At 61.5% G+C, this 21027-nt stretch carries 24 protein-coding genes, 1 other RNA gene and 1 pseudogene; 7 read left to right on the top strand and 19 right to left on the bottom strand.

Translation table 11 applies throughout. From position 1 onward, the window contains the following. Positions 1 to 123 precede the first annotated feature (123 nt). Positions 124 to 369: pseudogene (locus ACLI1P_RS04035) on the top strand (LLM class flavin-dependent oxidoreductase); the annotation flags it as partial. 47 nt (positions 370 to 416) lie between these two features. Here ACLI1P_RS04035 and ACLI1P_RS04030 read toward each other — a convergent pair. After that, positions 417 to 806, bottom strand: coding sequence for a heavy metal-responsive transcriptional regulator (locus ACLI1P_RS04030; protein ID WP_411709468.1), 390 nt, complete (start codon positions 804 to 806; stop codon positions 417 to 419). Positions 807 to 912: 106 nt separating this feature from the next. Between ACLI1P_RS04030 and merA the strand changes: the two genes are divergently transcribed. Continuing rightward, complete coding sequence (gene merA, locus ACLI1P_RS04025) at positions 913 to 2337, top strand: mercury(II) reductase (protein WP_411709467.1); 1425 nt, start codon at positions 913 to 915, stop codon at positions 2335 to 2337. A 540-nt stretch (positions 2338 to 2877) separates the two neighbouring features. Here merA and ACLI1P_RS04020 read toward each other — a convergent pair. From ACLI1P_RS04020 to ACLI1P_RS03970, 11 genes are all read right to left on the bottom strand, one after another. After that, positions 2878 to 3171: a hypothetical protein gene (locus tag ACLI1P_RS04020; protein WP_411709466.1), complete on the bottom strand. Its 294-nt coding sequence runs from the start codon at positions 3169 to 3171 to the stop codon at positions 2878 to 2880. Between the two features lie 83 nt (positions 3172 to 3254). Further along, a complete protein-coding gene (locus tag ACLI1P_RS04015) occupies positions 3255 to 3476 on the bottom strand; it encodes a hypothetical protein (RefSeq protein WP_411709465.1) in 222 nt (73 codons plus the stop codon). Continuing rightward, positions 3473 to 3688 carry a hypothetical protein gene (locus ACLI1P_RS04010; RefSeq protein WP_411709464.1) on the bottom strand — a complete coding sequence of 72 codons (216 nt, stop codon included), beginning with the start codon at positions 3686 to 3688 and terminating at the stop codon, positions 3473 to 3475. The genes ACLI1P_RS04015 and ACLI1P_RS04010 overlap by 4 nt, the downstream gene beginning before the upstream one ends. A gap of 440 nt (positions 3689 to 4128) precedes the next feature. Continuing rightward, the gene (locus ACLI1P_RS04005) at positions 4129 to 4527 is read right to left on the bottom strand and encodes a hypothetical protein (protein WP_411709463.1); all 399 of its coding nucleotides are present in this window, start codon (positions 4525 to 4527) and stop codon (positions 4129 to 4131) included. A 13-nt stretch (positions 4528 to 4540) separates the two neighbouring features. Then, entirely contained in the window at positions 4541 to 5440 is a 900-nt protein-coding gene (locus ACLI1P_RS04000) for a major capsid protein (protein WP_411709462.1), read from the bottom strand. After that, positions 5440 to 5772 carry a helix-turn-helix domain-containing protein gene (locus tag ACLI1P_RS03995; RefSeq protein ID WP_411709461.1) on the bottom strand — a complete coding sequence of 111 codons (333 nt, stop codon included), beginning with the start codon at positions 5770 to 5772 and terminating at the stop codon, positions 5440 to 5442. The genes ACLI1P_RS04000 and ACLI1P_RS03995 overlap by 1 nt, the downstream gene beginning before the upstream one ends. After that, positions 5769 to 6122, bottom strand: a complete 354-nt coding sequence (locus tag ACLI1P_RS03990; RefSeq protein ID WP_411709460.1) for a hypothetical protein — start codon at positions 6120 to 6122, stop codon at positions 5769 to 5771. The genes ACLI1P_RS03995 and ACLI1P_RS03990 overlap by 4 nt, the downstream gene beginning before the upstream one ends. A gap of 32 nt (positions 6123 to 6154) precedes the next feature. Continuing rightward, a complete protein-coding gene (locus tag ACLI1P_RS03985) occupies positions 6155 to 6439 on the bottom strand; it encodes a WhiB family transcriptional regulator (protein WP_411709459.1) in 285 nt (94 codons plus the stop codon). Positions 6440 to 6441: 2 nt separating this feature from the next. Further along, positions 6442 to 6684, bottom strand: coding sequence for a hypothetical protein (locus ACLI1P_RS03980; RefSeq protein WP_411709458.1), 243 nt, complete (start codon positions 6682 to 6684; stop codon positions 6442 to 6444). A 768-nt stretch (positions 6685 to 7452) separates the two neighbouring features. Next, complete coding sequence (locus tag ACLI1P_RS03975; protein WP_411709457.1) at positions 7453 to 9774, bottom strand: phage/plasmid primase, P4 family; 2322 nt, start codon at positions 9772 to 9774, stop codon at positions 7453 to 7455. A gap of 151 nt (positions 9775 to 9925) precedes the next feature. Then, positions 9926 to 10111, bottom strand: a complete 186-nt coding sequence (locus tag ACLI1P_RS03970; protein ID WP_144675412.1) for a helix-turn-helix domain-containing protein — start codon at positions 10109 to 10111, stop codon at positions 9926 to 9928. Positions 10112 to 10295: 184 nt separating this feature from the next. On the opposite strand from ACLI1P_RS03970, the gene ACLI1P_RS03965 reads away from it, so the two are divergent. Both ACLI1P_RS03965 and ACLI1P_RS03960 read left to right on the top strand, forming a co-directional pair. Beyond that, positions 10296 to 10925 carry a hypothetical protein gene (locus tag ACLI1P_RS03965; RefSeq protein ID WP_411709456.1) on the top strand — a complete coding sequence of 210 codons (630 nt, stop codon included), beginning with the start codon at positions 10296 to 10298 and terminating at the stop codon, positions 10923 to 10925. Next, positions 10912 to 12066 (top strand): tyrosine-type recombinase/integrase, encoded by a 1155-nt coding sequence (locus tag ACLI1P_RS03960; RefSeq protein WP_411709455.1) that lies wholly within the window; start codon positions 10912 to 10914, stop codon positions 12064 to 12066. The genes ACLI1P_RS03965 and ACLI1P_RS03960 overlap by 14 nt, the downstream gene beginning before the upstream one ends. Positions 12067 to 12103: 37 nt before the next feature. Here the strand turns inward: ACLI1P_RS03960 and ssrA are convergent. After that, positions 12104 to 12483, bottom strand: a transfer-messenger RNA (tmRNA) gene (gene ssrA / locus ACLI1P_RS03955). Between the two features lie 258 nt (positions 12484 to 12741). Between ssrA and ACLI1P_RS03950 the strand changes: the two genes are divergently transcribed. After that, complete coding sequence (locus ACLI1P_RS03950) at positions 12742 to 14010, top strand: septum formation initiator (RefSeq protein WP_408931820.1); 1269 nt, start codon at positions 12742 to 12744, stop codon at positions 14008 to 14010. Here the strand turns inward: ACLI1P_RS03950 and ACLI1P_RS03945 are convergent. The 5 genes from ACLI1P_RS03945 to prfB form a co-directional block, all read right to left on the bottom strand. Then, on the bottom strand, positions 14007 to 14363 hold the full coding sequence (locus tag ACLI1P_RS03945; RefSeq protein WP_296134686.1) for a DUF488 domain-containing protein: 357 nt from the start codon (positions 14361 to 14363) through the stop codon (positions 14007 to 14009). The two genes, ACLI1P_RS03950 and ACLI1P_RS03945, sit on opposite strands and share 4 nt — an antisense overlap. Before the next feature lie 25 nt (positions 14364 to 14388). After that, positions 14389 to 14862 carry an SsrA-binding protein SmpB gene (gene smpB, locus ACLI1P_RS03940; RefSeq protein WP_408931822.1) on the bottom strand — a complete coding sequence of 158 codons (474 nt, stop codon included), beginning with the start codon at positions 14860 to 14862 and terminating at the stop codon, positions 14389 to 14391. A 132-nt stretch (positions 14863 to 14994) separates the two neighbouring features. After that, positions 14995 to 15897, bottom strand: coding sequence for a permease-like cell division protein FtsX (ftsX, locus tag ACLI1P_RS03935; RefSeq protein WP_296134688.1), 903 nt, complete (start codon positions 15895 to 15897; stop codon positions 14995 to 14997). Further along, complete coding sequence (gene ftsE, locus ACLI1P_RS03930) at positions 15898 to 16587, bottom strand: cell division ATP-binding protein FtsE (protein WP_296134689.1); 690 nt, start codon at positions 16585 to 16587, stop codon at positions 15898 to 15900. A 33-nt stretch (positions 16588 to 16620) separates the two neighbouring features. Next, entirely contained in the window at positions 16621 to 17727 is a 1107-nt protein-coding gene (prfB, locus tag ACLI1P_RS03925; protein WP_296134690.1) for a peptide chain release factor 2, read from the bottom strand. 69 nt (positions 17728 to 17796) lie between these two features. Between prfB and ACLI1P_RS03920 the strand changes: the two genes are divergently transcribed. Continuing rightward, complete coding sequence (locus ACLI1P_RS03920; protein ID WP_296134692.1) at positions 17797 to 18624, top strand: inositol monophosphatase family protein; 828 nt, start codon at positions 17797 to 17799, stop codon at positions 18622 to 18624. Beyond that, a complete protein-coding gene (gene hisN / locus ACLI1P_RS03915) occupies positions 18617 to 19390 on the top strand; it encodes a histidinol-phosphatase (protein ID WP_411709454.1) in 774 nt (257 codons plus the stop codon). Before ACLI1P_RS03920 ends, hisN begins: the two co-directional genes overlap by 8 nt. Before the next feature lie 106 nt (positions 19391 to 19496). On the opposite strand, the gene ACLI1P_RS03910 is transcribed toward hisN, so the two are convergent. Continuing rightward, entirely contained in the window at positions 19497 to 20981 is a 1485-nt protein-coding gene (locus tag ACLI1P_RS03910) for an IS30 family transposase (protein ID WP_411709160.1), read from the bottom strand. Between the last annotated feature and the right edge of the window lie 46 nt (positions 20982 to 21027).

Genomic DNA, 21027 nt, shown 5'->3' with positions numbered 1-21027 from the left:
TTCATCACCTCGCCAGGGCTTCTCCACTCAGAGTTTATAGCGTGGCCCACCTTGGGCCGTGACAATCTGCAGGCGAGACACTACCCTATTTGTTGATACGTCATCATTAGAAGTATTCAACCAATGAAAGCATTCAGATTCTTAAGCTTCGGGCACTACGCCTTCGGGAACCAGCATGGTCCGTCCGCTGAAAAAATTGCGAAGATCCATCTGGAAATCGCCCAGGCAGCAGATGAGATCGGTGTGAACAACGCGTCTTTCCGCGTCCACCACTTCGTACCGCAAGCCTCAGCCCCGATGCCGCTGCTCGGCGCAGTGGCCGCCACCACCAAGAACATTGAGGTGGGCACTGGCGTGATCGATATGCGCTAGCGCATGTTCGTGTTATGGCTCTCGTTTTCTCGGTCCGCGTCCCTCTACAGGTACCGGCAGACCTGGTCTGGGCTGCATGTGTCGGGGTCCGGGTGCGCGGCGTCGTGCCGGAGGTCGGCGATGGTGCCGTGCAAGGCGGTGAGCTGGGCGAGCTGCTGCTCGATCTCGGCCAGGCGCGCGTCGAGGAGGTCTCGCACGTGCTCGCAGGGCGCGTGGCCGCTGTCGCGGATGTCGAGGATTTGGCGGATCTGGGCGAGGGTGAGGCCTGCGGCCTGGCCACGGTGAACGAAGTCGATCCGGGCGACGGCGTCGGGCGCGTAGTCGCGGTACCCGGATGGCGTCCGGTCGGCCGGGGGCAGCAGTCCCTGCTCTTCGTAGAACCGAAGCGTCTTCGAGGTGGTGCCCGCGCGTTCGGCGAGTTCTCCGATGCGCATTGCGGCCTCCGATCATTCGGCAGGGGCCACGCTTGACCTTCCCCTGCACTGGAAGGTCTAGTATGGCTGAAACGGAACAGAAGTCCAAGCCTTGACGGGAGCAGCGATGCCTACGAAGTACGATCTCGCCATCATCGGATCGGGCGGCGGAGCGTTCGCCGCCGCGATTCGCGCGACCATGCTCGGGAAGTCGGTGGTGATGATCGAGCGTGGCACGCTCGGCGGCACCTGCGTGAACACGGGCTGCGTGCCGTCGAAGGCCCTCATCGCCGCCGCCGATGCACGGCACGTCGCCGCCGACGCCGCCGACCGGTTCCCGGGGATCGCGACGACGGCAGGCCCAGTGGACATGCCCGCGCTGATCGCCGGGAAGCAGGCGTTGGTCGAGACGATGCGGGGCGAGAAGTACGCCGACGTCGCCGATTCATACGGGTGGCACGTCCGGCGGGGAGACGCCGGGTTCGCGGGCACCCCGGACGCGCCGGTGTTGGAGGTCACCGCCGCAGACGGAGCGGTCGAGACGATCGAGGCCGAGCACTACCTGGTCGCCACCGGTGCGCGGCCGTGGGCTCCGCCGATCGACGGCCTGGACGAGGCCGGGTACCTGACCTCGACCACGGCGATGGACCTGACCGAGGTCCCCGAGTCGATGCTGGTGCTCGGCGGCGGCTACGTCGCCCTGGAGCAGGCGCAGCTGTTCGCCCGCCTCGGCTCCCAGGTCACCGTGCTGGTGCGGTCCCGGCTCGCGTCGAAGGAGGAGCCGAAGGTGTCCCGGACACTGCAGGAGGTGTTCGCCGACGAGGGCATCCGGGTGGTCCGCCGCGCGGTGCCGACCCGGGTGTCCCGGGACGCGGCGACCGGGCAGGTCGTGGTTACCGCGGACGTGTCCGGCGGCTCGCAGGAGTTCCGCGCCGACCAGGTGCTCGTCGCCCTCGGACGCCGTCCCGTCACCGACGGCTTGAACCTCGATGCGGTCGGGGTGAAGACCGGGGACTCCGGCGAGGTGGTCGTCTCCGACCATCTGCAGTCGTCGAACCCGCGGATCTGGGCCGCGGGCGACGTGACCGGGCACCCGGAGTTCGTCTACGTCGCGGCCCGCCACGGCACCCTCGTCGCCGAGAACGCGTTCGCCGACGCCGACCGGTCCGTCGACTACTCCCATCTGCCGCGGGTGACGTTCACCGGACCGGCGATCGGCGCGGTCGGGATGACCGAGAAGGAGGTCGTCGCCGCGGGGATCCGCTGCGACTGCCGCGTGCTGCCCCTGGAGTATGTGCCCCGGGCGGTGATCAACCGCGACACCCGCGGGTTCATCAAGATCGTCGTGAACGCCGATACGAGCGAGATCCTCGGCCTCACCGCCGTCGCCAAGGACGCCGGGGAACTCGCCGCCGCAGGCGTCCACGTGCTCGGCAAGACCATCGCCGAAGTCGCCGACGCCTGGGCCCCCTACCTGACCATGACCGAAGGCATCCGGATCGCCGCGAAGTCCTTCACCACCGACCCGTCACTGCTCTCGTGCTGCGCATGAACGGCAACGCATGCAATCGGGGAGATCTCATCCGGAAGAGGTCCAGACGATGAGCGCCGATCACGACCGCGACGAACGGCGCGCCGGTCCCATCGTCGCCGCAGGGACCGGGCTGCTCCTACTGGCATGCTGCGCGCTTCCGTTGCTGCTCTGCTGCGGCCTGCCGCTCATCGCGACTGTCGTTAGCACCGCCAGCGCCAGCGGCAGGGCCAACCCTTCGAACAAGAAACCCGCTGGACGTTCTGACCAGCGGGTTTTTTGATATTTGGTGGAGCCGCCGGGAATTGAACCCGTCCAGGCCACCGGCGCTACTGACCGCACTGTCTTTTACCTGGGCACCAGGGCTGCGGGGGTTGAGCCCAGTACACCAGTTTCTAAACAGTTCTTAGTCATTGGTTAGTCACCAAGTCACAGTATTGACAGCCCGATTTTCTGCGTGTTTTCCTGGGAGGGCGGGGAACCCACGTCACTTGGGTAATAGCATGAAGCCCCAATCCTTGTTACCAGGATTGGGGCTTCATTCATGTTTAGGGCAGGGGGTTAAGCCGTGGCGTCGACCAGCTCCACCAGGTCTTGTGCCACCCGGTCGAGAGAGTCCAGGCCCCAAACGACGCTGGTTCGCCCCTTCGCCAGGGAGACAAACTGGCCGTCTGTTGTACGCCGTTTGGCCTCGTAGTTAAAGCCGAGAATGTCCCAAAGCAGGTCCTCCTCGACGTCACGGAACAACTCCAGGTAGTAATCGCCACAGATTAGAACCGCGTCGTTGTCACTGGCCCAAACCGTCGCGCCCTCCTCCTGGTCAAAATCGCAGGCACGCCAGAGCACCAGAATCATTTGCTCGGCGGTAGCTAGTTCGGCAGGGCTGACGGCGCTAGTGTGCCAGTCATGTTGGGCGCATAACTCCAAGACGTAGTCGTTTAGCATTTTGCGGCCTCCCCCTCGTCGTGCAGGGCGTCGTAGACTTCATTCACGTTGACCGCCCTGGGGTCGAGGTTGTCCCACTCCTGGGCGTGCTCGGCCACGTAGTCCGCCAGCTCCTCTACCGACAGGCCCATAACGTATCGGTACCCCCAGTACTCCGAGGACGCCCAGTTGTACGCGGTCCAGGTGTCCCAATTCGTGTAGCCGTAGTAGCTCACTGATCCTCGTCCCCCTCGTCGTAGCGCACGGACTCGGCAACCAGGCCAGCAGAATCTCCCAGAGCTTGGAAGAAGTCAGCCACGCGCTCGTGCCCCTCCGGCGCGACCTCGTCCACGAGGAAGGCCAGGGCCTCAAGGGTGGAGCTGTCAAGCTCGAAACCGTAGCCACCGAGCTGGCGGTTCAGTTCCTGGGTTAGTTCGTTGCCGTTCATTTGGTTCTCCTGTCTGTGCTGGTAAAACGGTGTTTCCTCCCCCAGGAAAACAGGGACCACCCAGTCGGCACAATTGTGAACCTATTCAACAAAACCCCTGCTCGGGGGTATAGGCCAAAGGGAGCTTCGGAAGGTATTTCCGAGCGCCTAGACCCCCTCTCCGGTACTTTCACCTTCGGAGACGACGAGAGGCCACGGGAGACCCCACGGAAACGGTCGCCTAGGTCACATTCGTCCTAGTAGCGGCTCTAAACATAGCAAGACCCCCTCTAACGACGTTGAACCGTTAGAGGGGGTCTTAAACCAGTGCAGTCAGTGCCAGGACGACGCAGGTAAACCCTCACGCTTTCGCGGTCATGGGGGCCTTACTTCCGCTACTCAGACCGTATCGCCAAAAAAGGAGTAGGCGGTGCGCTTAACGCGGCCCTGGCACTGATGGACTAAAGCAACGTCACGTCCACGTGGCCGTCTTCGCTGTTGCGGATAGCCTGGGCGACTGGAGCGCCCGTCGAGGCCTGGGCGAAACCGCCAGCTTCGGCAACCTCCAGGAGGTCGCCCGCCATGTGTGGACCCTTAGCCGGGACACGGAAACAACGACCAGCGCCGCGCTGCACGGTAAGGTCGCCTCCCTTTTCCACGTCATGGCCAGCCAGGCCAAAAGCCACAGCGCCCGGGGTAGCTACCCGGACTGCCAGCTGAGGAGTCTTCGCGGTCGTGTGCAGACCATCCGCTGCAACAATTTCGACCAGCTGGCCGAGCTTAATGTCCTCGGTAGCAGTCGCGGTGATTGCCTGTCCTGGGGTGAAAAGCTCGTCTAGAAACGGAGTGAAGTTAAACACTGTTTAATCTCCTTTAGTCCTGCAGGCCCAGACCGAAGAGGCGAACCACGTTGCGGGGGCGCTGAATAGTAATTACCGGTTCGATGTAGGACTGGCACCAGGTGGCGCGGATTGACGGGTCGCGCCAGGTCTCGACCTGCAGGCCGTCCTTGGTTACGAGCTTGCCGAAGTGGCGGGCGTCGAGTAGGTAGCCCGTGCCTTCAGGCAGCTTGTCGCAACCGTAGATAGTCAGTCCCCACTGCTCCTCCAAGTTGTTCTGGTCATAGAGCAAGGTCAATGCGTCTGCAGAGTCCCAATCCAGCAGGAGAACGTTCGCATTAGCAGACAGGCCGTGCTTGCGCAGGAGACCACGGGCGGCAACGATGGACGCCCACGGGCGCTTTTCGGCAGGCGTCGGGTTCGCGCCGTCGAGAGTCACGCCGTGGAAGGAGTTCGCACCAATCGACAAGCCGCCGTTCTTCTCGTCGGTCACCTGGGCCAGGGCCTCGACCATCATGGTGTTCAGCGTGTCGTTAATCGAGGTGCCCAGCAGTGACAGGCCGTCCTCAATCAAGGAGGTGTCGCCCGCGTCGATAGCCTCGTCAGAGACTCGGAACTTACCACCGATGTCTGACGTGTGTGCCTTCTTCAAATCACCCGGAGTAAAGCGCACCATAGGGTATTCGGAGTGCTCAGAGCGCACGCCAACGCCCTCGACCTTCATGTCCTCGGCGCTGACCTGCGTGTACTGGGCAACACCCGTCGGCACGGAGACGTCTGGGAACACCAGGCCCGGAATAGAGTTAGTCGCGTAGCTCTCCAGCACGTCGGCTAGATGGTCAGTGTCGTCGAAAAGCGCGCGCGCCGAGGTCTTGTCGGTTTCTTTCGAACCCAAGACCGAAGAGCGCGAACGGCGGAATTCTGTCGCAGCCATTAAAGCTCCTTTGCATCTATCAGCCACCTACCGCCCTCAAATGAGGCCGGTAGACAGCCACGGTTAATTCGTTGCCGAACAGCCCCCGGGGTGATTCCTAAACATCGCGCAGCCTGCTCGGTCGTCAGTTTCGAGTTCACCAGCTGCTGTTTCTCCAGGACAAGCACGTCACGTGACGAGACAGGACGCTGTGACAGCTGCACCAAGTCCGCCACCAAAGCACGCGCCGCCAGGGAGGACGGCTGCGGGGCGCGGCGCAGGTGCTCCACCAAGCAGGCCACCGACTCTGGCGGGAGGACCACCGACCCCGGCTCCAGGGACAGCGCCCTCATTCTTGGTGTTCCCGGTGGTAGCGCGTTTCAGCCTCCGAGAGGCTACGGTGGCGGTCCCAGACGAATTTCTTGACCTCCTCGGGGTCGAGACCGAAGTGGTCAGCCAAGCTGCGCAACTGGTTCGCGGACTGGACCGCCAAGGTTTTTAAGAGCCAGAAATCTGTCACTTCCATGCGGGCCAGCAGCTTGATTGTGGCGTCCAGGTCAGATTCGCCATTGCGGTTCGTCTTCTGGGTAGCGCCGACACCGCCTAGGTCCACTCGGACCTTCTTCGGGTCGTAGCCGTCAACGGCACACACCAGGGCCGTTCGGGCCAGGGGGACCAAATTGGCCATGTTTGGGTGAGTCATTCTGTAAATCCTTTCAAAGATAAAAGTTTGGTTTAGTAGGAGTCTTGGGGCCTTTCCGGCGGCGCGTTAGACCAGTCGATACCCCGCCGGTGCTGGACGGTGCCAATATCGACGCCGCACCACACGCCGGTGCGCTCAGCGACGGTGAGCTGCTCGGCGGTGAACTTGCACGAGCGCTTGTGCTGACACTGGGCGCAGATATCCCGGCAGACCTGCATGCGGTCCTCGTACAGGCGTTTAGCCTCGCCGTGAAAGCGAGAATCGAACCAGGGAGAGCGCCCGACACACAACATCGGCGGCTTCTCGGAGTCCGGCACGTTTAACTCTCCAGGGCGTCAGCCAGTGCACGCACCAGGCGACGAGCCGCCGGAGGGTGCAACCGGTAGGAGCAGTCGCCAAGCTTGAGGTAGAAAGCCTGCTCGCGAACCCCGTTGCGAGTCCGGCTGTTAGCTCGCAGGGTGAAGTCCACCAGGTACGGAGATTCGCCCATTACCTGGGCCTTGCCCACACCGGTGTGGAACCTGGTTGTGGGGCGACTTTCTGGCATTTCACTTGGTTTCATGGGTGCTCCTTGCACGCAGCTGTGGTGGCTTGAACTCTTGGAAATCAAAACACGCCGCCAATATCCCCAGGAAGGAATTACTACGCCCCGTTAATCACCCGCCTGGGGGATTCAGCCAGGGCAGAATGCCACGGGGCATTTTCTGGGGGCAGCGGTGCGACCGGGAGAGGCCCGAGAAGGTATCTCGAAGGTATCTCCGAGCGCCTGGGAGGGCGTCGCCGGGCGTCGGTACCGGAGAGGGGGTCCAAACAGCCTCGAAAACGCCTTCCGAGGGTCCGAATTCTCTACCAGTGCTTTCGACCGGAAATCTTTTCAAGCCCAAAACGGGAGAGAGAGCTCGACTATCAGAGCCGTGGGGGGAGTCGGGAAGATATACCCCCTCAACTTTTCTGGCATCCCCCACCAGCGTCACACCACGAGGGGCGGGAACAGCGGGAACAGCGGGAACACGAGGAGAAGGCTAGAAATAAAGCGTCCAAAGTCAGAGGGTATGAAGAACTTTGTGTTCCCGTGTTCCCGTGTTCCTTAAAATCTTAAAAACGCGCGAGATATATACCCCCCTTCCCTGTTACTACCGCAGAAGGAAGGAAGGGAGGGGAGGGGAGGGGGTATTCCCCAGTTCAACCGGCAACCTGCGAGAACACGGGAACACGGGAACACGGGAACCTCCGGAACCGCTCCGTCGCAGGTCAGAGGGGGTGAAACCCTGCGTTCCCGTGTTCCCACCGTTCCCGGTGTTCCCACTGCAGACCCCCTCCCCTCCCTGCGCTAGGGGCCGTAGGCGGGGTGTGGCTCGCGTTCCAGGAGACGCCCAACCACCGACACCTTGCGCACGCGTTTGCCGTTCTCTTTTACGTAGGCAGTGACGATGGTGGGGTCGTTGAGAGCAGTCACTGCGTTATAGAACGCGTGTGAGTTCAACGGTTTTGTGTGTCCGCCTTCGGTCTCCCACCAGCGCTTGTACCGCTCGTAGAGTTCCGCGTTCGTGTAAGTCGAGGTGCCGTCGGGGTTCTTGGCATCCACGAAGCACTCGCTAAAGAACTCGGCCACTGTTAACCCCGAGTGTGTCATGGTTTCCAAGTCCTCGGCCTGGGTCTCCGGCTCGCTGAACTCACCAGTTTCACGCAGACGCCGCAACCCTTCGAGCGCCCAGTTCAACACACCGGGCATCTCGGTCACGAACTGGGTCTCCAAATCCTGGTCTCCCTCGACGCGCTCGCCCGTGGTTCGACCAACGATTAGGCGGCGGACCATCGGCTTGGCGTCGCCGGACCAGGCTGGCGGCTCATTCGAGAGGAACATCAGACGGAATGATGGGACGCCCTGCCAATAGCCGGAGTTCTTACGGTTGATTGAGACCCGGTCGCCGCCGGTGAACGACTTCAGGCGGGCCAACCCCTGGCCTCCGGCGTACAGGCCCGAGGCGGAGTCAGTAAACGTAACCAGGCTTTTGCCCGGCCAGTGCATCGCGCCGAACTCGGTACGCAGGTCGCCAATCTCTGCCCCAACCGTCGTGTTGGCGAAGTCTGAACCTAGAAGTCGTTCCAGAATTCGGTGCGTAGTCCCCTTGCCCGAGCCTGGAGCGCCCCAGAGCCAAAACATCTTTTGCATGTTCGTCTCACCGGATAGCAGGTAGCCGAACCACTCCTGCAGAGCCTTCGCCGTCAACGGCTCGTAGACCTGGCCGATGAATTCTGCCCAGTGCTCGGCCTTCGCCTCGGGGTCGTACTCGTAAGGCGTGCCCCAGGTGGCAAACAGCGCCGGAGTCGCTGGCACCAGCTCGCGGGTGCGTAGGTTCAGCAGTCCGTTCTTGACTGGCAACAGGTCGATGGCGGCAGCGTCGCATGTAGGCTCCGCAATCCAAGCTCGACCGTTATCCACATCCAGGTCGATTTGCAGCGTGTTTATCAGTGCGTAGACGACCTCGCCCACCTTCGCCCGAGTCGGTGCCCAGGGCACTAGGCCATTCTTCGGGTGGTTGTAGTAGACATGCTCCAGGGCGGCGGTGATGGTAGCAGTCAATTTCTCTGGTTGATAGACCTCCCACCAGTCGCCGCGCCAGTGGTAGAACTCTCCATTCCAGCGAATGAGAGTTTTTAAGCCCTCATGCTGCCATGTCCGAGGCACTAGCCACCGCACGACAGCCACCGGGTCAGTTGGAGGCGGAGCGAGTCGCCCTTCTTCTTCCAAGCGCTCGAATTCAAACTGCCGCCGGTCCTGTTCAGTTGTCCAAATAGACTCCGCCACTCGGGCGACCTCGTCTTGGTCCATGGGCGGGGTGGTTTTGTTGGCCGCGTCCGCGATGCAGCGGTCATATTTGTCCCGGTCTTGCGCGTACTTGTGCGCATAGTGGCCAGCAACCCTAGTCAACCAGTCGTTGCGCCCGCCCTCCTCGGGCGGGTTGTTTAGTAGCTGTTGCAGGGTCTCCTTGGCCTTCCCGCGCTCTTTCGTGGCCTGGCCGGTACTGGTGCCCCGGCACAGGTCGAGAAGCCAGCCGGGAGCCACGGGGATACCACGGAGCGCAGGCAGCTCGTCCAGGGTGCGAGGGTCCACCTTCTCGCCGTCAACGTCCAGCAAGTAGGGCTGGCCGTTCGGATGAATCGACCCTGGCAGCACGGCGTAGCCCTTCGCACCGCGCAGGTCCACACCAGGTAGCGCTCTGGCCTGGGTGGTCTTATAGGTTGACCACTCCTCCTCGGTGCCAGGCAGGCTAAACCAGTGATGTTCACCACCGTTACCGGTGTAGCACTTGAAGGTCTCCGGCAGCTCCCGCCCGTCCAGCGACTCGAAACCGTTAGGCGCGTCGTCCCGGTCGTTGTGGTCCGGTCCGTCCACGTCGAGCACGACCTGGTCCGCCCCAGGGTGCCCGCCGATGTTGGCTTGCGGGTACTGGGTCCACCAGTCCCGAATCTGCACCTCGTCGCGCGTCGCGTTCTTGAAACCTCCTGGCAGCACCGGGTCTTTTCGCCCTGGCCTGAGGGGGAACACCGCGATTCCTTGGTTGGCGTACCAAAGTGCCAGCTCCAGCATGGGCCGAGGTTGTTTCGGGTTGTTCTCCCTGGTAAAATCGGGTTTAGGAATCTTTGACATTTCTTATCCTTTCTGGAGCCTCGCCTGCGTCCACAGGCGGGGCTTCATCCATTTCTGACTTGAAACAGCTCTTAGAAGTGATGGATATCGCCCCCTGTTGCAATCGCAGCCAGTCGCCAGGACGACGCATTTCTGCACCAGTTCCTCTCCATCACGCGACCTCTCGCATATTGGATTCAATCCAGGCGTTGACGTCCTCGGGGCGGTAGTACACGCGGTGCCCCACCTTTATCGAGCGGGGGCCAGTGCCCTCGCGGCGTAGTTTGCACCAGTACGCCTTAGACGAACCTGGAAACATCTCCATCAGGTCTTTTGTTGTCATGAACTTGGCGTCCATTAGCCCTCCTTTGAGAAATTCAAACGTTGCGAACCTGTGCCCGCGTTTCTTAGTAAAGCACGCACGCCTGTTTGTTCACAAGTTCGCAACGTGTTAACCTCTGTTCATGGCAAAAAATCGAAGTATCCCCACACTGGCCGAAGTAGTCGGAAAGAACCTCCACCGCTTACGGTCTGATTACCCAATGTTCGACCTAATTACCGCCGCCCGCCCTTATGGCGTGAGGTGGGGAGCCGGTTCCATCGGCTCGTTTGAACGCGGCAACGCCCGCATGACCATCGAAACGCTAACGCTGCTCCAACTGGGCCTTTCTAACCTGCTCGGGCGCAAGGTCGAATTGCACGAACTCCTAGGTTTCGACCCGAGCTTCAACCCAAACGAACACTGGGACGAGTGGGACGAGGAGACCCAAACTGGGGTATTCCACAACGAGGAGGACTACTGGGGCGTAGATAAGCTCGTCCAGTGGTCAGAGGGGTCTTACTTGTTCGTCTCGGACGTGCTGGCATGGTTCGAAACCGGAGACCCAGAGGTACTAAAGAGAGGTTTCGAAAGCGCCCAGGGAATCCTCAACCTAATGGACAGGCTTCCAGCCCTAGTTACGCCCGGCGAGGAGCGCCTGGCCTCCAAACTGGGAACCACGGCAGAGCAGCTGCAGGACTGGTCCCAGCAATTGTGGGGCGAAGCTATTGAAGCCCGTCGCGACCGCCTGGCCGGAGAGGGCGCTAGCCCACAGAAGAAGGGCCGCGTATCTGGTAAGCTCCTGGACGAGCTGCGCCAGGCCCAGGAAGAAGGCCGTCTTGGCGACGATTGATCAGTACACGCTAAAGGACGGTTCCACGCGCTACCGCGTCCAGTACGCCAAACCGGACGGCAAGCTCACCGGCAAACGAGGGTTCAAGACCAAGCGAGAGGCCCGACGTTTTGCTGCCACTGTCGAGGTGGACAAGGCGACAGGTTCGTTCGTGCCCTACTCCGCCGGACTGGTCCCCCTGGCAGAGGTGGCCAAGGCCTGGCGCTCCTCGCTGATATCTAGCTCAGTCAGCTGGCGGGAGCGCCAGGAGTCCGCCTACTTTACGCACGTCAAGCCCTACTGGGGAGACGTGAAGGTTAAAGACATCACGCCCGCCGGTATCCAAGCGTGGATAAACCAACAGGTGGAGCGCGACAAGCCCCTGGCCGCTAAGACTATCCGGACAAACCTCGGAGTTCTCCAAGCTGTCCTGGACATTGCAGTTAATGAACGCCGGATTTACGACAATCCAGCGCGAAACCATGTCAAGCTACCGCGCACGCCAGTGACCGAGAAGGTCTATTTGACTGCCGACCAGGTGCACGCCCTCGCGGACGAGGTGCCCGAATTCTATAAGACCTTATTCTGGTTCCTCGTCACTTCTGGAGTACGTTTCGGTGAAGCCGCCGCGCTGCGCCCCATGGACTTAGTCGGAGACGGCGTCGTCCGGCTGCGACGAGCCTATTCAAAAGCAGGGAACAAGTCGGTACTGACTGACCTCAAGGGGCACGCTATGCGAACTGTCGCAGTGCCGCCTAAGGTCGAGCAAGATTTGTTCGCCCTGGCCGAAGGTAAACCACACGACGCCCTACTATGGGAGGCCCCGCGCAAGGGCGGGCCCCTGAAACCACCTCGTCCAGAACACTGGCTGGGAGCCGCCGTGTCGAGGTGCCACGCAGCCGATTCCACGTTCCCTGCACACTTAGCGGTTCACAGCCTCCGGCACACAGCTGCTTCGCTGCTGATTTCCTCCGGCGCTAACGTGAAGGTGGTTCAGCAGCAGCTGGGGCACAAGTCGGCAATGATGACGTTGGACCAGTACGGCCACTTGTTCCCGCATGACCTGGGGACAATTGCCGAGGCGATGGACGCCATCTTGTTCCAGGCCCCCGTTAGTCACCGGTTAGTCACAGAGGGCGACAAGCCCGCCGACGCGGCATAGAAAAAGCCCCTCACCTGCTAAAACAAATGAGGGGCCTCGGTGGAGCCGCCGGGAATTGAACCCGGGTCCTTCGTCACCTTGCCAGGGCTTCTCCGTGCGCAGTCTGCACAGGATCTCTACTCGGCCCTCCGGCTCGGGCAAACACGCTCCGGATGATGGGCCCAGTTGCTCTAGAAGTCCCCAACCGGCCGAACAACAAACCGGTCAGGCAAGTTCCCTAGTCGATGCCAGGATCTAGGTCAGGAACCAAACCTAGGCTGACAGACACGCGTCGCTGTAATTAGGCAGCGAGGGCGTAGTCACGCTGAGAGTTCTTCTCTGCGTTTATTGGTTGCTACGACGCTTAACGGTGGTCTCTAGCCTGCACCGGCACGCTTCCCCTGGCTCAATGTACGAAGTCGAAACCAAGTCGACCCCTTGATTCACGTCACCGTGACTGCACATCGCTGTGAAAGCGACGCAGAAAGACTCGCAAGACTTCGAGGTCTCTCTACGGTTCGTATAAGGCTACTGCACCGCGGCCTATTCCCGCAAGAAGCGTCCCCCTCCTTCCACCCTGTCTTATCCGGCCTGGGCTGGCTTGGATATTTCATAAAGCTGCACTTGTGATCGGCGCCAAATCGTTCATTGCTAAGCTGTGCAAGTCACACTCCTCAAGGTAGTAAAGGTAGCGAAGTGAGTTCGACCGTCGAGAAGCACGGCACTGCGTCCGCGGGCAAGCAAGCCAGCAACACTGAATGGGCTATATCCCTTTTCGGCACCGCCGTGGGCGCCGGCATCCTGTTCCTCCCCATCAACGCCGGCAGTTTCGGTTTCTGGCCGTTGCTCGTGGCCACCATCCTCATCGGGCCGATGACGTACTTCTCCCACCGTGGTCTGGCCCGCATGATTTGCGCCTCCCCGCACCAGGGTGAGGACATCACCGCCGTGGTCACGGACTACTTTGGCAAGACCGCAGGACTTGTCATTTCGGTGGTGTATTTCTGCGCCATCTTCCCCATCGTGCTCATCTATGGCGTTTCCATCACCAACACGGTGGACAGCTTTATTGTCAACCAGCTGCATGGGCCGTCTGTGCCCCGACCACTGCTGTCCTTCCTGCTTGTCGGCATCATGACCGTCGTCTTTACGTTTGGCCAGCGCATGGTCCTGGCCGTCACGCAGTTCTTGGTCTACCCGCTCATCTTCTGCTTGGGAGCGCTGTCCATCTACCTCATCCCGCGCTGGGACTTCTCCTCCTTCATGGAGGTCGGCAACAACGACTGGCGCGTGGTGGGTGCCGTGGCACTCATCATTCCGGTGCTGGTCTTCTCCTTTAACCACTCCCCCGCCATCTCCCAGTTCTCCCTGGCCATGGTGGCCGCGCACGGCCGTGAAAAGAGCTCCGAAAACGCCTCGCGCGCGCTGGCGCTGACCGCCATTCTGCTCACCGTATTCACCATGTTCTTCGTGTGGTCCTGCACGCTAACCCTCGGCGCGGATGGCTTGGCTGAAGCCCGCGAGCAGAATCTGCCGGTATTGTCCTACCTGGCCAACGTCACGGGTGTTCCGGTGCTGGCCTTCCTGTCCCCCATCATCGCGATGATCGCCATCATCTCCTCCTACTTCGGCCACGTGCTGGGTGCGACCGAGGGCGGCAACTTCCTCCTGCGCACCGTGGCGCCGAAGGCTACAAAGAAGCTCACGGAGAAGCAGGTCAACTCCATCATGCACGGCATCATCTTCGTCTCCGCCTGGGTGGTGGCCATTATTGACCCCTCGATCCTGGGCCTTATCGAGGCCATCGGCGGGCCGTTCATCGCATCGATTCTCTACCTGCTGCCGATGTACGCCATCCATCGCATCGACGCCCTGGCGCAGTTCCGCGGGCGCGTGAGCAACTACTTCGTGGTCGTCACCGGTCTCATCGCCGTCGGCGCGACTATTTGGGGGCTCTTCGCCTAATTCTCCTCCAGCCACGCCTTCAGCACGACGGCGTGGTTAATTTCTCTGTCCTTGGCGGCGAAGAGGAGGGTGACATCATCGTCGGCGGCACACTGGCGCAACTGCTCCAGCTCCGCGTGGTCGTTCTCATCCAGCTCCGCGCGGTAGCGCCGCGAAAACTCCTCAAAGCTATCCGGGTCGTGCCCCCACCACTTCCGCAGCTCCACGCTGGGGGCCACGTGCTTGAACCAGTGGTCGTAGTCGAGGCGGTGCTTGGCCACGCCGCGGGGCCAGAGCTTATCGACGAGCACCGCGTCCCCACGCAGCTCCTCATCGCCGTGAATAACGTCATGTACCTTTGCCGTGTAAATCATGGCACCCAGGCTAGACGCACAATGGCTAGGCGTTGATCCCCTTCACGCGGCGGCCCAGCTCACGGGTGATATCGCGGTTTTGATCGCGGCGCTTGATGTCCTCGCGCTTGTCGTAATCCTGCTTACCCTTGGCCAGCCCCAGCTCGCACTTGGCGCGGCCGTTCTTGAGGTAAACCTTGAGCGGGATCAGCGTCTTGTTGCCGTCACGCACCTGGCCCATGAGCTTGTCAATCTCGCGGCGGTGCAGCAGCAGCTTGCGGGTGCGCTTGGGCGAATGGTTCGTCCACGTTCCCTGGGAGTACTCCGGGATATGGAGGTTGCGGATGTAGACCTCGCCGTCGTCGATGGTGGCGAAGGCATCCGTCAGGGAAATCTTGCCTTCGCGCATCGACTTAATTTCGGTGCCCACGAGCACCATGCCGCATTCGACAGTATCGAGGATGGTGTAGTCGTGGCGGGCACGTCGGTTAGTGGCCAGGGTCGAGTTGTTATCGGCCACTGCCCCTTTTTCTTCTTTGCCTTCTTCGCCATAATTCGAACTATGTTACGCCACGGCCAGGCAAAAGCCACATCCGGTCCGCCGCCCCGTAGGCGCTCCCCAAGCGCTGCGCGGCCGGAGTGGCAGCGGATCCTAGGTCCGCACGTAGGCGCGCATGGTGACCTGCGCGGTCAGCGCGGCGAAGAGTAGCGCCACGATGCCGACGATGGGCAGGACCGTCCACAGGTCCCCGGAGGTGATCGGGGCCAGCAGCTGGCGCTGGTAGAGCCCGCTCAGCGCCGGGTCCACAACCAGATTTTTGCCCAACAACATTCCCACGCCGGCCAGCACCACACCACCCAGGGCACCGAGGACGGCTTCCAGGATGAACGGCGCGTGGGTAATCCAGCGAGAGGCACCTACCATGCGCATAATCGCCGTCTCTCGCTGCCGCTGGAAGGCGGCGATCTGCACCATGTTGGCAATGAGCATGATGGCGGCCACGGCCATGACTGCCGCGAGAATGAAGGTGGCGTTGCGGATGGCGTCGAGGTTGCCGGCGGCGCTGCGCACGTCCTCCTGCTGGTCGATGATGTCGGAGACGGCGGGGTTGTCCGCCACGGCGTCGATAGGCGCGGTGTCCGTCGGGTCCTTAAGGCGCACGTGGAAGGCCGCGGGCAGCGCGTCCTTGGACGTCTCCTCCACCATGACCGGATCGGTCTCCTTGAAAAGCTCCACGAAGCGCTCGTAGGACTCCGCGCGGTTGCGGTAGGTCACCGACTCGATGGCGTCGTCCGACTCAAGCTTCTTCTGCAAATCGGCACAGGCCGGGTCCTGGCACTCCGGATCGTCGGCAGAAATTTGCTCATTGAGCTGCACCATGACCTCCACCTGCTCCAGGTAGATGTCCTTGGTGTCGTTGGTCATCTGCGTGACCAGGATGCCGGCGACCACCAGCGCCACCGAGATGGCGGTGGTGATCACCATGGCGATGGTCATCGTGATGTTGCGCCCCAGGCCCTTGATGGCCTCGCGGAAAACAAATCCCAGGTTCATTTAGATCGCCTCCCCGTAGACCGCGTTTGCCTCGTCGCGCACCAGGGTGCCGTTGTGCAGCTCGATGACGCGCTGACGCGCCTCGTTCACAGCGCGCGCGTTGTGCGTCGACATCACCACGGTGGTTCCGCGGCGGTTGATCTTGGTGAGCAAGGACATGATCTCCGCGGCCGTGGCGGGATCGAGGTTGCCCGTGGGTTCGTCGGCAAGCAGCAGCTTCGGGCGGTTCACAAAGGCACGGGCGACCGCTACACGCTGCTGCTCACCGCCGGACAGCTCGTGCGGCATGCGGTGCTGCTTAGCACCGAGGCCCACCATGTCGAGCACCTCCGGGACCTGCTTGGCAATGCGGGACTTCTTCTTGCCAATGACCTGTAGCGCAAACGCCACGTTGTCGTAGACGTTGAGCTTGGGAAGGAGGCGGAAGTCCTGGAACACGTAGCCGATGGATTGGCGCAGCTGGTTAATCTGGCGGCCCTTGAGCGCGTTGACGTGCAGATCCCCGAAGTAGATATTGCCCGAGGATACGTTGGTTTCACGCACCATGAGCTGCAGGAAGGTGGACTTGCCGGAGCCAGACGGGCCGATGACGAAGACGAATTCGCCGTCCGCTATCTCGAAGGAGACGTTATCGAGCGCCGGTCTGGTCGATGTCTCGTAGACCTTGGACACATTCTCAAAAGTGATCACTCAAGCAACACTAGCAACAAACGCTGCGCGCGCCTAGGCCTGCTGCTCCGCCATCCTCCAGCGAATCCCCGCTTCCAGGAAGCCGTCAATGTCGCCGTCGAGCACCTTGGACGGGTCGCCCACCTCGTAGTTTGTCCGCAGGTCTTTGACCATCTGGTAGGGGTGCAACACGTAAGAGCGCATCTGGTTGCCCCAGGAAGCGTTGCCGCCCGCGCCCAAGGCGTCGAGCTCTGCGCGCTCCTCCTGGCGCTTGCGCTCCAACAGCTTGGCCTGCAGCACGCGCATGGCAGACGCCTTGTTCTGGATCTGGGACTTCTCGTTTTGGCAGGTCACCACAATGCCCGTCGGGATGTGAGTCAGGCGCACCGCGGAGTCCGTGGTATTGACAGACTGGCCACCCGGCCCGGAGGAGCGGTAGACATCCACGCGAACCTCCGAGTCCGGCACCTCGATGGAGTCCGTCTGCTCCACCACGGGCAAGACCTCCACCTCCGCAAACGAGGTTTGGCGGCGGCCCTGGTTGTCGAAGGGACTGATGCGCACCAGGCGGTGCGCTCCCTGCTCCACAGAGAGCTGACCGTACATGTAGTCCCCATGCACCACGAAGGTGGCGGACTTGATGCCGGCCTCTTCGGCGTAGGAAATGTCATAGACGTCCACCTTGTGCCCGTTCTTTTCCGCCCAGCGGGTGTACATGCGCATGAGCATCTCCGCCCAGTCGGCGGCGTCCACGCCGCCGGCGCCGGAGCGGATATTGATCACCGCTTCGCGCTCGTCGTAGTCGCCGGAGAGCATGGTGGTGACCTCGAGCGATTCGATGGCCTCTCCGAGCTCCTCTAGCTCGGTGGCCACCAGTTCCTTCGAGGCCTCGTCTCCCTCTTCCTCCGCCAGCTCCGCCATGACGGGCAGGTCCTCAATCCGCCCGCGCAGGGAGGACAGCTTGCGTAGCTTGGCCTGCTCCGCGGAGAGCGCCGAGGTCACCTTCTGCGCGTGATCGGGGTCGTCCCACAGCGTGGGGTCTCCTGCTTGGGCCTCCAGCTCGCGCACGCGCTCTGCCACCGCTTCCGGGTCCATCACCTTTTCAATGGAGGTCAGGGTGGCGCTAAGTTCCTCGAGTCGTGCTGTATGTTCCGGACGCATAGCCCCCTATTCTACAAATTCTTGCCCTCTGATTAGCCATCGGCCGCGTTTAGCGCGACAATAGGCGGCATGAGTGACCAGCCAAGCCTCACCGAGATGATCGACGCGATCATTAAGACCTTCATCGTCGCCCACGCCGACGACTCCGACGCCCACCTTGCCCAGGCGCTTGTGTATAACGCCGGCCGCCTGGCCTGGCGCCTGCGCGAGCAGGGCGTGGACGTGTCGCAGAAGACTGACGTCGCGGACGTCGTTACCGATGCCGACTTTGCTGCCGAGCGCTTTGTCGCCGGGGTCCTTGAGGCCCTGCGCGGCGAGGACGGCATCGTGGGCGAAGAGGGCGCGGCCCGCGAGTCCCAGTCCGGCCGGACCTGGGTCATCGACCCGGTGGACGGCACCTATAACTTCGCCTCCGGCTTCGATTACTGGTGCTCCGCGCTCGCGCTTACCGACGCTTCCGGGGTCATCCTCGGCGCCGTCCACCGCCCCGCCATGGGTTACACGTGGTTTGGTGGCCGCGACTTCCCCACCAGCCGGGACGGCAAGGACGTCACCCTGCTTAAAGACGCCCCGGCAGAACAGCTCTGCCTCTCAACCTACCTGCACCCCTCCTGTATTACTGACCCCGCTATTTCTTCTGCCTGGGAGAAGGTGGCCCCGCACTTTGCTACCGTGCGCATGCTCGGCGCCGGCTCGGTAGACCTATCTTCCGTAGCCGATGGCACCTGGGGTGCGTGGATGCAGCACTCCGTGAAGGACTGGGACTGGTACCCGGGCCAGGCTCTGGTCATCGCCGCCGGCGGCGCGGCGCGCAAGGTCACCGCCGGCGGTGTGGAATGGTGTATCGCTGGCAACAAACATGTAGTGGATCAGATGGAGGAATGGCTCCGTGGGTAAGTTCAAGGAAGATCTGGGCCTAGCGCTAGAGATGGCCGGCCATGCGGATGCCATTACGATGCACCGCTTCGAGGCCGCTGACTTGTCGGTCAAGGACAAGCCGGATATGACGCCGGTCTCGGATGCCGACTTGGCGTGCGAGAAGGCCATCCGCGACGCACTGAAGCGCTCCCGCCCCCGCGATGAGGTTTTGGGTGAGGAGTTCGGCGGCGAGGCCTGCTACGAGGGCCGCCAGTGGGTCATCGATCCCATTGACGGCACGAAGAACTTCGTGCGCGGCGTGCCCGTGTGGGCCACCCTCATTGCGCTTCTGGAAGACGGCGTGCCCGTCGTCTCTGTTATCTCCGCCCCCGCACTGCGCCGCCGCTGGTACGCGGCCAAGGGGGCGGGCGCCTACCGCGTCTTCGGCGGCGAACCGAAGCGCCTGCGCGTCTCCGAGGTCTCCCAGCTCGAGCACGCTTCCCTGGCCATGAGCTCCCTGGCCGGCTGGGGCCCGACGCGCGATACCTTCATTTCCCTCACCGACAAGGTGTGGCGCCTGCGCGGCTACGGCGACTTTTGGAACTACTGCCTCGTGGCCGAGGGCGCTGTGGACATCGCGGCCGAACCGGAGGTCTCCCTCTGGGATCTGGCCGCCCCGGCGCTCATCGTCACCGAAGCCGGCGGGCAGTTCACCAACGTACGCGGCGAAGAGGGCCCGCACGGCAGCTCTGCGCTAGCCACCAACGGCAAGCTTCACGACGTCGCCCTCTCCGCCCTCTCCTAACTCCCGCGCGGCGCCGCGCGCCAGAGTCATGCCCCAACGTCGCGCCCGATGACGCTTCGATCAAATAAGGCCCCAGATCCTTAGGCGGTTTCAAGTGGTGGATGCATCACTTGAATAGTTCTTGTATCTTCTCTTCGGGTTTATACCAGTTGAGGACCTTTCTGGGGCGCCCGTTGAGAAGGTCTTGAATGTGTTGGACATCCTTGTCGGTCAGGGTACTAAAGTCGCTTCCTTTAGGTAGGAAGTCTCTGACTAGCCCGTTAGTGTTTTCGTTGGTAGGGCGCTGCCAGGGCGAGTGCGGATCACAGAAGTAGACTGCTAGTCCACGTGCGATGCTCAGCTTGTCTACTTGGGCTAATTCAACGCCTTGGTCCCAGGTGAGAGTCTTGGTGATGTTGCGTATTTTGCCGGTGAACATCTCGATTAACTTGTCGACAGTTGTGGCGGAATCATGAACATCCAGTTTGCGGATCATGGTGTAGCGAGTACTGCGTTCCACACAGGTCACGAGTGCAGTGCTTCCTCCTTGTCCGATGATGAGATCGCCTTCCCAATGTCCTGGGACAGCGCGGTCTTCAACGCTGGCAGGGCGCTCGCTGATGCGGTAGTCCTCACCAATCCAGCTTCGATTACCGCGGGCTGGCAGGCGTGATTGTGGCTTTCGTCCGGTCCGCCCAGAACGCAGCGCTTTTTCTACTTTCAGCTCGTGGCGCAAAGCACCTTTAGCTTGGATGTAGAGAGCTTGGTAGATGGTTTCATGGCTAATTGACATATCCCCACCTTTACTGAAGCAGCGGGCAAGATAGTTCGAAATCTGCTCAGGCGACCACTTCGTGTTCAATCCCTCGATGACCAAGGCACGCAGCTGCGGGTTGGTATCGAGTTTGCGGGGTTTAGGCCTGGCTAAACGGTCCACAGCCCGCTTTTGTGCCACGAGGGCATCGTAGCCATGCTCAGTCATCCCACGGGCGATTTCCCTGCTAATCGTCGACTGGTTGCGGCCCAGTTGGGCTGCAATCTCACGGTGAGTAAGCCCCTGTTTAAGCAGGTAGCCTATCGCTATTCGGTCATGGCGGATAAGACGCTTTCCGCGTCCTACCTTCGATTCGGATTCAGTGGGATGATCATTGAGTATCAAACGCCCAGACATGCGATTATGATGCCACGCTTTAACCGTGGCATCACTGCGATCAACTACCTGACCGGCCTGTTTATAGCTTTTGCCAGCATCAACAAGCTGTAAAGCTTTAGCGATGCGATCCCGCTGGTGTTGTGCGGTTCCACCACGGTTGCCTTGGACGAGCTCAAACCCGTCCTGGGCAAGGTAGCTATAGGCCAACCGCTGAGGGAACCCGACCTCTTTAACTGCGCTGAGCACAGACCGGCCGCTTTCAACCAAAGCAACAACGTGTTGATACTGCTCGTCAACCAAACTCCGCTGGCGCCGAGCACGGCTAAGGCCCTCAGCCTGACGCCACGCCCTCGCCTGAGCTTTCGAAACCCCCAACTCCTTCAGGATCAATGGCATCGGACGCGCATCATGCAGATACGCCTCCACAAACTGCTCACGTAGCTTCTTGTCACCTGACATCTACACAACCTCCCAGCTGTATAGATGCATTCACCACCTGAGCCCG

The organism is Corynebacterium tardum (assembly GCF_046717785.1).
GTDB lineage: Bacteria > Actinomycetota > Actinomycetes > Mycobacteriales > Mycobacteriaceae > Corynebacterium.
This window is presented reverse-complemented; position numbering and strand designations above follow the sequence as displayed.

Coding starts and splice junctions, on each gene's coding strand:
- prfB (WP_296134690.1), bottom strand. CDS start 17,727: ATGCGTCCGGAACATACAGCACGACTCGAGGAACTTAGCGCCACCCTG.
- ACLI1P_RS04000 (WP_411709462.1), bottom strand. CDS start 5,440: ATGGCTGCGACAGAATTCCGCCGTTCGCGCTCTTCGGTCTTGGGTTCG.
- ACLI1P_RS03975 (WP_411709457.1), bottom strand. CDS start 9,774: ATGTCAAAGATTCCTAAACCCGATTTTACCAGGGAGAACAACCCGAAA.
- merA (WP_411709467.1), top strand. CDS start 913: ATGCCTACGAAGTACGATCTCGCCATCATCGGATCGGGCGGCGGAGCG.
- ACLI1P_RS04010 (WP_411709464.1), bottom strand. CDS start 3,688: ATGAACGGCAACGAACTAACCCAGGAACTGAACCGCCAGCTCGGTGGC.
- ACLI1P_RS03920 (WP_296134692.1), top strand. CDS start 17,797: ATGAGTGACCAGCCAAGCCTCACCGAGATGATCGACGCGATCATTAAG.
- ACLI1P_RS03945 (WP_296134686.1), bottom strand. CDS start 14,363: ATGATTTACACGGCAAAGGTACATGACGTTATTCACGGCGATGAGGAG.
- ACLI1P_RS03970 (WP_144675412.1), bottom strand. CDS start 10,111: ATGGACGCCAAGTTCATGACAACAAAAGACCTGATGGAGATGTTTCCA.
- ACLI1P_RS04030 (WP_411709468.1), bottom strand. CDS start 806: ATGCGCATCGGAGAACTCGCCGAACGCGCGGGCACCACCTCGAAGACG.
- ACLI1P_RS04020 (WP_411709466.1), bottom strand. CDS start 3,171: ATGATTCTGGTGCTCTGGCGTGCCTGCGATTTTGACCAGGAGGAGGGC.
- ACLI1P_RS03990 (WP_411709460.1), bottom strand. CDS start 6,122: ATGACTCACCCAAACATGGCCAATTTGGTCCCCCTGGCCCGAACGGCC.
- ACLI1P_RS03910 (WP_411709160.1), bottom strand. CDS start 20,981: ATGTCAGGTGACAAGAAGCTACGTGAGCAGTTTGTGGAGGCGTATCTG.
- ACLI1P_RS03995 (WP_411709461.1), bottom strand. CDS start 5,772: ATGAGGGCGCTGTCCCTGGAGCCGGGGTCGGTGGTCCTCCCGCCAGAG.
- ftsX (WP_296134688.1), bottom strand. CDS start 15,897: ATGAACCTGGGATTTGTTTTCCGCGAGGCCATCAAGGGCCTGGGGCGC.
- ACLI1P_RS03965 (WP_411709456.1), top strand. CDS start 10,296: ATGTTCGACCTAATTACCGCCGCCCGCCCTTATGGCGTGAGGTGGGGA.
- ACLI1P_RS03980 (WP_411709458.1), bottom strand. CDS start 6,684: ATGAAACCAAGTGAAATGCCAGAAAGTCGCCCCACAACCAGGTTCCAC.